Source organism: Streptomyces sp. NPDC042364, from assembly GCF_056437585.1.
Genome location: NZ_JBWKAJ010000011.1, coordinates 82,319 through 94,677 on the forward strand (window position 1 = coordinate 82,319; position 12,359 = coordinate 94,677).

The window sequence follows — 12,359 nt, forward strand, 5'->3', positions numbered from 1 at the left end:
CTGCTGACCTGAGAACCTACTCCTCCTCGGAGCTCTCGGCCTCCGTGGACGCGCCGTCCGTCTCCAGCAGACGGGCCAGCTGACGGCCGACGATGCGCTTGAACTTGCGCTTCTGCGGCCGCGTACGGTCGAGGACCGCCACCTCCAGGCGCTCGGCGGGGATCTCCCGCTCGGTGCCGTTGGTATCCCGCGACAGCGCCTGGACCGCGAGCTTCAGCGCCTCCGCCAGCGACATACCGTCCTGGTGACGCTGGTCCAGATAGCTGCTGATCTGCTCGGCGTTACCACCCACCGCGACCGAACCGTGCTCGTCGACGATCGAACCGTCGTGCGGCAGCCGGTAGATCTGATCACCCTCGGGCGTCTCCCCCACCTCGGCCACGACCAGCTCCACCTCGTACGGCTTCTCGGCCGCCGAGGAGAAGATCGTGCCCAGCGTCTGGGCGTAGACGTTCGCGAGACCGCGAGCGGTCACATCGTCACGGTCGTAGGTGTAACCCCGCAGGTCCGCGTAGCGCACACCCCCGATCCGCAGGTTCTCGTACTCGTTGTACTTGCCGGCGGCCGCGAAACCGATCCGGTCATAGATCTCGCTGAACTTGTGCAGCGCACGGGACGGGTTCTCGCCGACGAACACGATGCCGTCGGCATACTGCAGCACGACCAGGCTGCGGCCACGGGCGATGCCCTTGCGGGCGTACTCCGCCCGGTCGGCCATGGCCTGCTGGGGGGATACATAGAACGGCGTCGACACCGGTTATCCGTCCCTTTCTGTCGAAGTCACTGGATCACCTTGATAAGAGGGCCGTCTCGCCGGACCGGCTAGAGGAGCGCGGCCCGCGGACCGTCGGGCTGCTCCAGACGCCGCTCCAGGATCGAGCGGGCGATCCCGGAGGACTCCTCGTCGGTCAGCCGACGGAAGCCGTCCTCGGTGATCACGGTGACGATGGGGTAGATCCGGCGGGCGACATCGGGACCACCGGTCGCCGAGTCGTCGTCAGCCGCGTCATACAGAGCCTGCACCACCAGCGTGGTGGCCTGCTCCTCGGTCAGATCCTCGCGGAAGAGCTTCTTCATGGCACCGCGCGCGAAGATCGAACCGGAACCGGTGGCCGCGTAACCGGTCTCCTCGGAACGGCCGCCCGTCACGTCATAGGAGAAGATGCGGCCCTTCTCACGGTCCACGTCGTAGCCCGCGAACAGCGGGACCACGGCCAGACCCTGCATGGCCATACCGAGGTTGGAACGGATCATGGTCGACAGGCGGTTCGCCTTGCCCTCCAGGGAGAGCTGCGCCCCTTCGACCTTCTCGAAGTGCTCCAGCTCCAGCTGGAACAGCTTGACCATCTCCACGGCCAGACCGGCCGTACCGGCGATACCCACCGCCGAGTACTCGTCCGCAGGAAACACCTTCTCGATGTCCCGCTGCGCGATCATGTTCCCCATCGTGGCCCGCCGGTCACCGGCGAGCACCACACCGCCGGGGAACGTCACGGCCACGATCGTCGTGCCGTGCGGGGCCTCGATCACGCCCTGGGTCGGCGGCAGCTGCCGCTTGCCGGGCAGCAGCTCCGGCTGGTGCTCCGACAGGAAGTCCATGAAGGACGACGACCCAGGCGTCAGGAAGGCAGCTGGTAGACGCCCGGTGCTACGAGTGTTGGCTTCCACGCGTTTCCTTCCACATATGTCGCAGCCCGCCTCATGACGTCGGGCCGATCCTTGAACTGCCCCAGCGCCGCGTTGCAGCTGAAGCACAGTACGCCTCGGACCCTACCCGTCTCGTGGCAGTGATCCACATGCTCGGCCGGAGCAGCGAGGCAGATACAACAGATCCCGTGCTGCTCGGCGATCATGGCGTCCAACTCGGCTGGCGTGAGGCCGTACTTGCGCTTGAAATAGCTGATCCGATTGCGCTCCGCACGGCACTTCCGGCAGTAGCTCGCCCATCCATCCGACGCGGACCTGTTCGGCTCCCATTCGGAATGCGGCTTGACCTGTTCGCACTGGGGGCACCGCTTGTGCCCGCGAGGAACCGGCACCTTGGGCCGGACCTTTTTACCCTTGGCCTCCTGGCGCTGCCGGTAGTACTCGGCCGAGCACTCCCGGCAGTACGCCTGAAGGCCGTCAGGCATGGCTTTGTTACTGGCGAACGCCGCCCGCGGTAAGTACCCCTTGCACCGCGAACAGCGCCGCGACTCCGACTGCTGCTCCACCGAACGACCCCCGTTTCACCTTTGAATCAAAGGTGAAACTACTCTCCACCCTTCTGAACGAAGGACCTCACGAAATCCTCGGCGTTCTCTTCGAGCACATCATCGATTTCGTCGAGAACCGAGTCCACGTCGTCGCTCAGCTTCTCCTGCCGTTCCTTGAGGTCCTCCGAAGCCTGCGCCTCGGGCGCCTCCTCGACCTCTTCGGTGGAACGGGTGGCCTTCTGCTGTCCGCCGCCGGTGTCCTTGGTCGCCATAACCCTCACCCCGCTCAGTTCGCCCGACATGGTCGGCAGGTCGGCTTTCCTGCCGATCGGTCATGATCAGACCCTACAAGCCCGGTCTGACATTGGCCCCGTTGTTTCGACAACCTCCGGGGACCACCTCGATGATTCCCGTCCGGCGGTGTTTCCACCCTGCCCGGCTGATCACGATTGAGGCCCGACTCAGTTGCCGGACAGGACCCTGACCAGGTCTTCCGCCGTGCGGCAGCGGTCCAGGAGCTCCTTGACGTGATTTCGCGTTCCGCGAAGGGGTTCGAGGGTTGGAACCCGCTGGAGCGAGTCCCGGCCCGGAAGATCGAAGATCACGGAGTCCCAGGAGGCGGCCGCGACGTCGTCGGCGTACTGCTCAAGGCAGCGGCCGCGGAAGTAGGCGCGGGTGTCCTCCGGCGGCTTCGTACGGGCCCGCTCGACCTCGGTCTCGTCGAGGAGGCGCTTCATCTTGCCGCGGGCCGCGAGACGGTTGTAGAGGCCCTTCTCGGCCCGTACGTCGGCGTACTGCAGGTCGACCAGGTGAAGCCGGGCGGCGTCCCAGTCGAGGCCGTCGCGGCGCCGGTAGCCCTCCATGAGTTCCCGCTTGGCGACCCAGTCGAGCTCTCCGGACAGGCTCATGGGGTCGTTCTCCAGACGGTTGAGGGTGTCCTCCCACCGGCTGAGGACATCCTTGGTCTGGTCGTCCGCGTCCGCTCCGAACCGCTCCTCCACGTATTTGCGCGAGAGCTCGAAGTACTCCATCTGGAGTTGTACGGCGGTCAGCGTGCGTCCGCTGCGAAGCGTGATGAGGCGCCGCAGGGACGGGTCGTGGGAGACCTGGTGGAGGGTGCGTACGGGCTGGTCGACGGCGAGGTCGACGGCGATGAAGCCGTCTTCGATCATGGAGAGGACGAGGGCGGTGGTGCCCAGTTTCAGGTAGGTGGAGATCTCCGAGAGGTTCGCGTCGCCGATGATCACGTGCAGGCGGCGGTATTTCTCCGCGTCCGCGTGGGGCTCGTCGCGGGTGTTGATGATGGGGCGCTTGAGGGTCGTCTCCAGGCCCACCTCTACTTCGAAGTAGTCGGCGCGCTGGCTGAGCTGGAAGCCGTGTTCGTGGCCGTCCTGGCCGATGCCGACGCGTCCGGCGCCGGCGAAGACCTGGCGGGAGACGAAGAACGGCGTGAGGTGGCGCACGATGTCCGAGAAGGGGGTTTCCCGCTTCATCAGGTAGTTCTCGTGCGTGCCGTAGGAGGCGCCCTTGTTGTCGGTGTTGTTCTTGTAGAGGTGGATCGGCTGTGCGCCGGGGAGCTGGGCCGCCCGTTCGGCGGCTTCGGCCATGATCCGTTCGCCGGCCTTGTCCCAGAGGACGGCGTCCCTCGGGTTGGTGACCTCGGGGGCGCTGTATTCGGGGTGTGCGTGGTCGACGTAGAGGCGTGCGCCGTTGGTGAGGATGACGTTGGCCAGGCCGATGTCCTCGTCGGTGAGCTGGCTGGAGTCGGCGGCCTCACGGGCGAGGTCGAAGCCTCGCGCGTCCCTCAGCGGGTTCTCCTCCTCGAAGTCCCAGCGGGCCCGGCGGGCCCGGTGCATCGCCGCGGCGTAGGCGTTGACGATCTGGGACGAGGTGAGCATGGCATTGGCGTTGGGGTGGCCGGGGACGGAGATCCCGTACTCCGTCTCGATGCCCATTACTCGCCGTACGGTCATGCGGCCCTCCTTGCCCGGCGGCGTCCTCGGTCGGGGACGCTGCTCAAGTACCGCTGGCGCTCAGGTGCGTGTGCGGTGCCCGTCCCCGCACTGCGCGACTCGGCGGTACGAACGAGCCTAGAACGGCTTCGCGCTGGTGGGGAGATCATTTGCGTCATTGACTGCTCCAGCCGTGACCCGAAAAACAGTCGGCTGCGGGTACCCACTGAGGGCACCCGCAGCCGCCCTGTCTTTTACAGGTACTGTCCGGTGTTCGCCACCGTGTCGATGGAGCGTCCGGTGTCGGCGCCCTGCTTTCCGGTGATCAGGGTACGGATGTAAACGATCCGTTCGCCCTTCTTTCCGGAGATTCGGGCCCAGTCGTCCGGGTTGGTGGTGTTGGGCAGGTCCTCGTTCTCCTTGAACTCGTCCACGCACGCCTGGAGGAGGTGGGAGACGCGGAGGCCCTTCTGGTTCTTTTCGAGGAAGTCCTTGATCGCCATCTTCTTGGCGCGGCCGACGATGTTCTCGATCATGGCGCCGCTGTTGAAGTCCTTGAAGTAGAGGACTTCCTTGTCTCCGTTGGCGTAGGTGACTTCCAGGAAGCGGTTCTCCTCGGATTCGGCGTACATGTGTTCCACTGCCGTCTGGATCATGCTCTGGACGGTGGTGGCCTTGCTGCCGCCGTGCTCGCCGAGGTCGTCGGAGTGCAGCGGGAGGCGCTCGGTGAGGTACTTGCCGAAGATGTCCTTGGCGGCCTCGGCGTCGGGACGCTCGATCTTGATCTTCACGTCGAGTCGGCCGGGGCGCAGGATGGCGGGGTCGATCATGTCCTCGCGGTTGGAGGCGCCGATGACGACCACGTTCTGCAGGCCTTCCACGCCGTCGATCTCGGCGAGCAGCTGGGGGACGATGGTGTTCTCCACGTCCGAGCTGACACCGGAGCCGCGGGTGCGGAAGAGGGATTCCATTTCGTCGAAGAAGACGATGACGGGTGTGCCCTCGCTGGCCTTTTCCCTGGCGCGCTGGAAGACGAGGCGGATCTGCCGCTCGGTCTCGCCGACGTACTTGTTGAGGAGCTCGGGTCCCTTGATGTTGAGGAAGAAGCTCTTGCCGGCGGCCTGGCCGGTCACTTCGGCGACCTTCTTGGCCAGTGAGTTGGCCACGGCCTTGGCGATGAGCGTCTTGCCGCATCCGGGGGGGCCGTAGAGGAGGACGCCCTTGGGCGGCCTCAGCTCGTGCTCCTTGAAGAGGTCCGGGTAGAGGTACGGGAGCTCGACCGCGTCGCGGATGGCCTCGATCTGGTTGCCGAGGCCACCGATCTGCTCGTAGCCGATGTCCGGGACCTCTTCGAGGACGAGTTCCTCGACCTCGCTCTTGGGGACGACCTCGTAGACGTAGCCGGAGCGGGGTTCGAGCAGCAGGGCGTCGCCGGGGCGGATGGTGACGTCCAGCAGCGGCTCGGCGAGCCGTACCACCCGTTCCTCGTCGGTGTGCCCGAGCACCAGGGCGCGCTCGCCGTCCTCGAGGATCTCCTTGAGGGTGACGATGTCCCCGACGCGCTCGAACTCCATGGCCTCGACCACGTTGAGCGCCTCGTTGAGCATGACTTCCTGGCCGCGCCGGAGCTCTTCCAGGTCGACGCTCGGGCTGACGTTCACGCGGAGCTTTCGGCCTCCGGTGAAGATGTCGGCCGTGCCGTCCTCGTTCGCCGTGAGGAAGACACCGAAGCCGGCCGGGGGCTGTGCGAGCCGGTCGACCTCCTCCTTGAGGGCCACGATCTGGTCGCGGGCCTCACGGAGTGTGTTGGCGAGCCGCTCGTTCTGCGCGGACACGCCGGCCAGGTTTGTCTGCAGCTCGACGATCCGCTCTTCGAGAATCCTCGTGTGTCGCGGAGAGTCGGCGAGCTTGCGTCGCAGGACGGCGATCTCCTGCTCAAGGTAGGCAATCTGCCCGGCCGGGTCGTCGGACCCTCGTCCCGGGCGGATGCCGCGGTTCATGTCGTCGTCGTGGGCTGCCACGGTCCTCACCTCCTCCAAGGGGAGCTGGACGCTTCCAGACCCTACCTGGGTGGGTGTCGATTGAAACCCCTAGATCACAAAGACGGTCGGGGTGTGTCCGATCTTCACCCTTGCGCTCTCCCTCACGCCAGGGGAATACCCACTGAACATGGTTGGGAAGCCGGTCCGGGTAGGGTCGAAGTGTTCAACACCCGTCAGGGCCTGCATGGTTCCCGACCGGCTGGGCGAGAGGAATGGCAGGAGAGATGACCGTGCGGCAGGAGTCCGGGACCGTGGGCGAGGCGCTCGAGGTCTGGATCGACCAGGACCTGTGCACCGGTGACGGTATTTGTGCGCAGTACGCGCCCGAGGTGTTCGAGTTGGACATCGACGGGCTGGCGTATGTGAAGAGCGGGGACGACGAGTTGCTGCAGGCTCCGGGGGCGACGACGCGGGTTCCGCTGCCGCTTCTGACGGACGTGGTGGACTCGGTGAAGGAGTGTCCGGGTGAGTGCATCCACGTGCGTCGGGTTTCGGACGGGGTCGAGGTCTACGGCCCGGACGCGGAGTGACCGGGCGGCCACTGCGCGCCATGCCGTGTCTGGTTTCTCACACCGGGTCGGCCGGGTGATCACGTCTCGTTGGGCGGGGTGTCACACGCTTTGGGTGCCTGCGGGTGCCGAGCGCACGAACGCCCCGTTCCTCCACCGCCATTCGACGTCGTCGGCGACGTCGGGACAGCAATTGGGCACCTTGCGGGAGGAGTAGCCGTGCAGGGTGGCCGTGACGACGCCGTCACGGACGGCGAAGTCGGAGACGGTGTTGCGGTCCTTGGGGGCGACGAGGGTGGCGACGACGCGAGGGCGTGCGGCGTCGGTGGAGCGGGTGAGGACGTAGACGGCGTCGGGCGGGGTGCCCATGCTGGCGTCGCAGTGGACGACGGCGACGCTTTCGGGGCGGCCGTCTCCGTCGAGGTCCCCGGATGCCTGCTTCTTGATGACGACGTCCACGGGTCCGCAGTCGAGGGGGAGGTCGGCGTCGGCGGGATCGGGGGCGGCGACCACGGCCGGAGCGGGCTTGGGCCCCGGGCCGGACTGGGCGGCTCTCGCCGCGTCGGGTTGGAGGGCCGACGACAGGGCCACGACTCCGGCGAGGGCGGTGGCCGTGGCGAGCCAGTGGATCGGGCGGGTGTGCGTGTGCGCCAGTTCCGGGACCGCGGATTGCTGCACTAGGAGCGTCTCCTGAGAGGGCTGTGGCGGTTGGGGTGACCCGCATGGTGCCACATGTCACAGCGGGGTGGAACGGCGGGGTGGGGGTTCCCGGAGTCTTCTGCCGGCGCGTCAACGCGAGAGCGGCGTGGCCGAGTTCCCGGGTGCTGCGGGGAACTCGGCCACGTCGAGGGTGGGTTCGCTGCGCCGGGTCAGCGGGCGGTGCCGCCGTCGGCGTTGGGGCCGGCGTAGTCCTCGCCGTAGGCGCCCTTGGCGGGGCGGCGGCGGCGCATGGGGGGCTCGACGCCGTCGGCGAGGCGGCGGGCGGTGAGCAGGAAGCCGGTGTGGCCGATCATGCGGTGGTCCGGGCGGACGGCGAGGCCCTCGATGTGCCAGTTGCGGATCATCGTCTCCCAGGCGGTCGGCTCGTTGAAGGAGCCGATCTCGCGGATGGACTCGACGGTCCTGGCGAGCTGGGTGGTGGTGGCGACGTAGCAGCAGAGGATGCCGCCGGGGACGAGTGCCTTGGAGACGGCCTCAAGGCATTCCCAGGGGGCGAGCATGTCGAGGATGACGCGGTCGACGTCGGTGTCGGACAGGTTGTCCTGGAGGTCGCCGACGGTGAGCTGCCACGCGGGGTGGGGGCCGCCGAAGTAGCGCTCCACGTTCTGCTGGGCGATCTCGGCGAAGTCCGCGCGGCGCTCGTACGAGTGCAGCATGCCCTGGTCGCCGATGGCGCGGAGCAGGAAGCTGCTGAGCGATCCGGAGCCGACGCCGGCTTCGACGACGCGTGCGCCGGGGAAGATGTCGGCGAAGGCGAGGATCTGCCCCGCGTCCTTGGGGTAGACCACGGCGGCACCGCGGGGCATGGACAGGACGTAGTCGGGGAGCAGGGGGCGCAGCGCCAGGTAGGCGACGTTCCCCGTGGTGCGGACAACGCTGCCCTCGGGTGCGCCGATCAGCTCGTCGTGGGGGAAGGAACCCTTGTGGGTGTGGAAGTTCTTTCCCTCTTCGAGCGTGAACGTGTAGTGGCGGCCCTTGGGGTCGGTCAGCTGAACCTGGTCCCCGACCTTGAAGGGCCCGCGGCGGCGGGCGGCACCGGTCGGTTCGGACATGTGACCAGCCTACCGGTCCCCGGAGGGGCCGGAGACCACGGCTTTCCCGGGTGGTGGGGGGCTGGGCGGGTCAGGAGGGCCTGGCCATGGCCTTGACGAAGGCGCGTTCCACGTCGGCGGCGGAGAGGACGCCGTAGATCTCGCCGGTCTCCTCGACGACGAGGTATTCGGTGGCGGGGGTGGTGCGGAGGGCGTCGAGGAGGTCTTCTCCGGCGAGTTCCGCGGAGACGCGCATGCCGTCCGTGAGGTCCTGGGCGAGGCCGCTGACGGCGACCCAGGGGCGGCGGTGTTCGGGGACGCCGACGATGGCGGCCTCGCGGACGAGGGAGAGCGGTTCGCCTTCGGCGTCGACGACGACGAGGGCGCGGGCGCCGGCGTCGTTGGCGCGGCGGAGGGCTTCGGAGAGGGGGGTGTCGCTCTGGACGGGGACGGCGCGGCGGGTGAGGGCGCGGGCGCGTAGTTCGGGCAGGTGTTCGCGCAGGCGGGCCATGCGGAGGCTGTTGCCGGCGCCGGTCCAGATGATGGCGGCGAGGATCGCGGCGAGCAGGGCGTCGAGGACGGTGTCCATGCCGACGCTGTCCGCGGCGTCGGCGCCGAGGAGCCCGGACTGGGTGAGCCAGGGCAGTCCGATGAGGACGGAGAGGGCGAGGGCGCGGCCGACCCAGGCGGCGGCGATGGTGCCGCTCATGGGCTTGCCGGTGATCTTCCAGACGACGGCGCGGAGCATGCGGCCGCCGTCGAGGGGCAGGCCGGGGAGGAGGTTGAAGGCGGCGACGATGAGGTTGGAGATCATCAGGCCGGCCAGCAGGACTCCGGGGACGGTGCCGGGTTCGACGACGAGCAGGGCCAGGTAGAACACGCCGGCGAGGATCAGGGAGAGGAGGGGGCCGACGAAGGCGAGGACGAATTCACGGCCGGGCGTCTCGGACTCCTTCTCGATCTCGGAGACACCCCCGAAGAACTGGAGCTGGATGCGTCGCACGGGGAGTTTGAAGCGGAGGGCGGCGACGGTGTGGGCGAGTTCGTGGACGAGGACGGAGGCGTAGAAGGCGACCGCGAAGAAGAGGGAGACGAGGTAGCGCAGGCCCCCGAGTTCGGGCAGGACGCGGTCGAGTTGGCCGCCGAAGACCCAGGTGATGAGGGCGGCGACGAGGAACCAGCTGGGTGCCACGTAGACGGGTACGCCGAAGGGGCGCCCCATGAGGATGCCGCCCCCGGGCTCCTTGGGCCGCTCGGGGGGCTTTGGTCCGCCGCCGTGGGCATGGGGCCGCGCGGTGCCGGCCGTGTCGTCGGAGCCGGCCGGCGGTTCCTTGCGCAGGGGGGTGGGGTCGGCCGAGGGATGGGGGCTGTCGGGCGTGTGCGGCGTTTCCGGCGGTCGGGTTCCCGTGGCTCGCCGGCTGGGCTCGGACGGTTCCGCCGGGTGGGCGTCGGCGGGTGGCTGGGCGGCGTCGGGTCGTGGGGGGCCGTCAGCCGGGCGGGGCTCCTCGGCGAGGTGTGCCTCCGGTGCCGCCCGGGGAGCTTCGGGCGGGGGGGTGTCCGAGCCCGCGGGCCGCTGCGTGTCCTCGGGGGGCCGCGCGCCGCCGGACGGCTGGGGGTTCTCGGAGGCGTCCGGCTGCCCGGCGCGCTCTCCGTCCGCGGATCGGCCCGTGTCCTCTCCGTCCGCGGATCGGCCCGTGCTCTCGGCGTCCGCGGAGCGCCTCGTGTTCTCGGGCTCCTCGGAACCGTTCGGCTCGCCGACCTCGCCGGTGCCTCCGGCGGTCTTCGGCTGCTCGGTGGCCGCAGTGGCGTTCGGGGCTCCCGCTCCGCCGGTGGCGTTCGGGGCCTCGGCGGTCTCGGGGGACGCGGCCTTCTGCTTCCCGGTGCCCTCCGTGGCCTGCGGGTCGCGACGGGCACCGCTGCCCCCGGCGATCGTCGGCTCGGCAGGGGCGGTGGGGGCGCTGGGGGCGGTGCCGACGGTATGGGTCACGTCGCCGTCCGTGTGCTCGCTCGCCTCGTCGTTACCGGACCGCGGCTGCCCGCTCCCGCCGCTCGTCTCCACGATGTCCCCTCGTTCGAAGCGTCTTCCGCGCCGTTGTCCAGGGGCGGAAGGGTCTGTGGTCGATGCTATGCGGTCCCCGTCATGGGTTCCGCCCCGGCACCCCCCAGTTTTCCCCGCGTCGCACGAGGCACACGGGCCTCGTCGTGGACCGGGGCGTGCGGGGCGCTCGGCGTCCGCCGTCGGGGGCCCCTGGCGGTCACTGTCAGTGGCGGGCCCTATGGTCTGTGGTCATGGAAACCAGCACCGACGGCACCGGTACGGACCCCTCCGGCGGCGAAGGCGGCGGGCGCCCCGTGCGGGAGGCGGCGCCCCCGGCCTCGTTGTCGCCCTCGCGGGCCAGTGACTTCATGCAGTGTCCGCTGCTGTACCGGTTCCGGGTGATCGACCGGCTGCCGGAGAAGCCGAGTGAGGCGGCGACGCGCGGCACCCTGGTGCACGCGGTGCTCGAGCGGCTGTTCGACGCGCCGGCGGCGGAGCGGACCGCGCCGAGGGCCAAGTCGTTGGTGCCGGGGCAGTGGGACCGGCTGCGGGAGACGAAGCCGGAGGTCGTGGAGCTGTTCGCGGACGACCCGGAGGGCGAGCGGCTTGCGGGGTGGCTGGCGGAGGCCGAGCGGCTGGTGGAGCGCTGGTTCACGCTGGAGGACCCGACCCGGTTGGAGCCGGTCGAGCGGGAGTTGTTCGTGGAGGCGGAGCTGGATTCGGGGCTCAGGCTGCGCGGGATCATCGACCGGGTGGACGTGGCGCCGACAGGTGAGGTGCGGATCGTCGACTACAAGACGGGGAAGGCGCCGCGGCCCGAGTACGCGGAGGGCGCGCTTTTCCAGATGAAGTTCTACGCGCTGGTGGTGTGGCGGCTGAAGCGGGTGGTGCCGCGCCGGCTGCAGCTGGTCTACCTGGGCAGTGGTGATGTGCTGACGTACGACCCGGTGATGGCTGATCTGGAGCGGGTGGAGCGCAAGCTGCTCGCGCTCTGGGAGGCGATCCGGCAGGCCACGGAGACCGGTGAGTGGCGGCCCCGGCCGACGAAGCTGTGCGGCTGGTGCGACCACCAGGCGGTGTGTCCGGAATTCGGTGGTACTCCCCCGCCGTATCCCTTGCAGGTGAGGTCGCCGGAGTCTCCCGCCCGGGCGCAGGGCAGAATGGGCGCGGACTAGCGAAGGAGATTTTCGTGGCCATCCGCGTCCTACTGGTCGACGACCAGCCGCTGCTGCGTACCGGCTTCCGGATGATTCTGGAGGCGGAGCAGGACCTCGCGGTCGTCGGGGAGGCCGGAGACGGCCTGCAGGCGCTCGACCAGGTGCGGGCGTTGCAGCCCGATGTGGTTCTGATGGACATTCGTATGCCCCGGATGGACGGGGTGGAGGCGACCCGTCAGATCACCGGTCCCGGGCGGGACGGTCCGGCGAAGGTGCTGGTGCTGACCACGTTCGATCTGGACGAGTACGTGGTGGAGGCGTTGCGCGCGGGGGCCAGCGGATTCCTGTTGAAGGACGCGCCGGCCAATGAGCTGGTGCAGGCGATCCGGGTGGTCGCGGGGGGTGAGGCGATGCTGGCGCCGAGCATCACGCGCCGGCTCCTGGACAAGTACGCGGAGCATCTGCCGTCGGGGGACGAGCCGGTGCCGGACACGCTGCACACGCTGACCGACCGTGAGGTCGAGGTGCTGAAGCTGGTGGCGCGGGGACTGTCGAACGCGGAGATCGCCGCCGATCTCTTCGTCAGTGAGACCACGGTGAAGACGCATGTGGGGCATGTGCTCACCAAGTTGGGGCTGCGGGACCGGGTCCAGGCGGCGGTGTACGCGTACGAGAGCGGGCTGGTGCGCCCCGGGCCCCAGTAGCCGAAGCCGCG

General features: G+C 68.9%; 12 protein-coding genes. 3 read left to right on the top strand and 9 right to left on the bottom strand.

Annotated features, from left to right (window positions below):
- Nucleotides 1-16: 16 nt before the first annotated feature.
- The 6 genes from prcA to arc all read right to left on the bottom strand — a co-directional run bounded on the left by prcA (nt 17) and on the right by arc (nt 6,168).
- Entirely contained in the window at nt 17-754 is a 738-nt protein-coding gene (prcA, locus tag AC067N_RS22775; protein ID WP_478680700.1) for a proteasome subunit alpha, read from the bottom strand.
- 68 nt (nt 755-822) lie between these two features.
- Nucleotides 823-1,668, bottom strand: coding sequence for a proteasome subunit beta (prcB, locus tag AC067N_RS22780; protein WP_478680701.1), 846 nt, complete (start codon nt 1,666-1,668; stop codon nt 823-825).
- Nucleotides 1,620-2,132 (bottom strand): endonuclease VII domain-containing protein, encoded by a 513-nt coding sequence (locus AC067N_RS22785; RefSeq protein ID WP_478680702.1) that lies wholly within the window; start codon nt 2,130-2,132, stop codon nt 1,620-1,622. The genes prcB and AC067N_RS22785 overlap by 49 nt, the downstream gene beginning before the upstream one ends.
- A 119-nt stretch (nt 2,133-2,251) precedes the next feature.
- Entirely contained in the window at nt 2,252-2,467 is a 216-nt protein-coding gene (locus tag AC067N_RS22790; protein WP_123544333.1) for a ubiquitin-like protein Pup, read from the bottom strand.
- A 189-nt stretch (nt 2,468-2,656) separates the two neighbouring features.
- Complete coding sequence (gene dop, locus AC067N_RS22795) at nt 2,657-4,168, bottom strand: depupylase/deamidase Dop (protein ID WP_478680703.1); 1,512 nt, start codon at nt 4,166-4,168, stop codon at nt 2,657-2,659.
- Nucleotides 4,169-4,401: 233 nt separating this feature from the next.
- Nucleotides 4,402-6,168 (bottom strand): proteasome ATPase, encoded by a 1,767-nt coding sequence (gene arc / locus AC067N_RS22800; RefSeq protein ID WP_468099690.1) that lies wholly within the window; start codon nt 6,166-6,168, stop codon nt 4,402-4,404.
- Nucleotides 6,169-6,413: 245 nt separating this feature from the next.
- Here arc and AC067N_RS22805 point away from each other — a divergent pair, with 245 nt between their 5' ends.
- Nucleotides 6,414-6,719, top strand: coding sequence for a ferredoxin (locus tag AC067N_RS22805; RefSeq protein ID WP_478680704.1), 306 nt, complete (start codon nt 6,414-6,416; stop codon nt 6,717-6,719).
- Between the two features lie 81 nt (nt 6,720-6,800).
- Here the strand turns inward: AC067N_RS22805 and AC067N_RS22810 are convergent, their stop codons facing one another.
- From AC067N_RS22810 to AC067N_RS22820, 3 genes are all read right to left on the bottom strand, one after another.
- Nucleotides 6,801-7,376 carry a hypothetical protein gene (locus AC067N_RS22810; RefSeq protein WP_478680705.1) on the bottom strand — a complete coding sequence of 192 codons (576 nt, stop codon included), beginning with the start codon at nt 7,374-7,376 and terminating at the stop codon, nt 6,801-6,803.
- A gap of 191 nt (nt 7,377-7,567) precedes the next feature.
- On the bottom strand, nt 7,568-8,470 hold the full coding sequence (locus AC067N_RS22815; protein WP_478680706.1) for a tRNA (adenine-N1)-methyltransferase: 903 nt from the start codon (nt 8,468-8,470) through the stop codon (nt 7,568-7,570).
- Nucleotides 8,471-8,540: 70 nt separating this feature from the next.
- Nucleotides 8,541-10,508: a site-2 protease family protein gene (locus tag AC067N_RS22820; RefSeq protein WP_478680707.1), complete on the bottom strand. Its 1,968-nt coding sequence runs from the start codon at nt 10,506-10,508 to the stop codon at nt 8,541-8,543.
- A gap of 230 nt (nt 10,509-10,738) precedes the next feature.
- Between AC067N_RS22820 and AC067N_RS22825 the strand changes: the two genes are divergently transcribed.
- The gene (locus tag AC067N_RS22825; RefSeq protein WP_478680708.1) at nt 10,739-11,662 is read left to right on the top strand and encodes a RecB family exonuclease; all 924 of its coding nucleotides are present in this window, start codon (nt 10,739-10,741) and stop codon (nt 11,660-11,662) included.
- 14 nt (nt 11,663-11,676) lie between these two features.
- The gene (locus tag AC067N_RS22830) at nt 11,677-12,348 is read left to right on the top strand and encodes a response regulator (protein WP_478680709.1); all 672 of its coding nucleotides are present in this window, start codon (nt 11,677-11,679) and stop codon (nt 12,346-12,348) included.
- The last annotated feature ends 11 nt before the right edge of the window (nt 12,349-12,359 follow it).

Excerpts from the sequence above, each read along its gene's own strand:
- AC067N_RS22785 (WP_478680702.1), bottom strand. The coding sequence starts at position 2,132 with ATGCCTGACGGCCTTCAGGCGTACTGCCGGGAGTGCTCGGCCGAGTAC.
- AC067N_RS22790 (WP_123544333.1), bottom strand. The coding sequence starts at position 2,467 with ATGGCGACCAAGGACACCGGCGGCGGACAGCAGAAGGCCACCCGTTCC.
- dop (WP_478680703.1), bottom strand. The coding sequence starts at position 4,168 with ATGACCGTACGGCGAGTAATGGGCATCGAGACGGAGTACGGGATCTCC.
- AC067N_RS22805 (WP_478680704.1), top strand. The coding sequence starts at position 6,414 with ATGACCGTGCGGCAGGAGTCCGGGACCGTGGGCGAGGCGCTCGAGGTC.
- AC067N_RS22815 (WP_478680706.1), bottom strand. The coding sequence starts at position 8,470 with ATGTCCGAACCGACCGGTGCCGCCCGCCGCCGCGGGCCCTTCAAGGTC.
- AC067N_RS22825 (WP_478680708.1), top strand. The coding sequence starts at position 10,739 with ATGGAAACCAGCACCGACGGCACCGGTACGGACCCCTCCGGCGGCGAA.